At 73.4% G+C, this 493-nt stretch carries 1 protein-coding gene; it reads left to right on the top strand.

The genetic code is table 11. The features are described from left to right. Positions 1–306, top strand: a 306-nt coding sequence (locus K206_RS0134345; protein WP_020206802.1) for an FCD domain-containing protein, incomplete at its 5' end; no start/stop codon positions are given. Between the last annotated feature and the right edge of the window lie 187 nt (positions 307–493).

Below are 493 nucleotides of genomic sequence, written 5' to 3' on the forward strand. Positions count from 1 at the left end.
ATGATCCGCCTGTCCGGCGAGTTCCACATCCTGCTGGCGGAGATCGCCGGCAACGCGATCCTGGAAAAGCTGATCCGCGAGATGGTCTCGCTGACCTGCCTGATCATCACGCTCTACGACCGCCCGGGCGCGCCCGCCTGCCCCGAGCACGAGCACCGCGAGCTGATCGACGCCATCGAGAAGCGCGACGCCGCGCGCGCCGGCGCGCTGATGACCGAGCACCTGGAACACATCGAGGCCTCGCTCGACCTCACCGCGCAGGCCAGCGGCACGCCCGACTTCCACAGCATCTTCGCGCGCGGCTGAGGCGCGGCGGGCGCTAGCGCCCGTCGTCGTCGACGCCGCCCTGCGATACCCAGCCGGGCTTCATGCGCAGGCCGAAGCTGCTCTGCGGCTGCGCCTCGCGCTCCGGGCGCAGCGCGTACTGGTCGCGGTTGCCCGGCGAGAGCGGCGGCGCGGCCGGCCGGAGCGCCGGCGCGGGCGGCGCCTTGCC

The organism is Cupriavidus sp. WS, assembly GCF_000395345.1.
Taxonomy (GTDB): Bacteria; Pseudomonadota; Gammaproteobacteria; order Burkholderiales; family Burkholderiaceae; genus Cupriavidus; species Cupriavidus basilensis_B.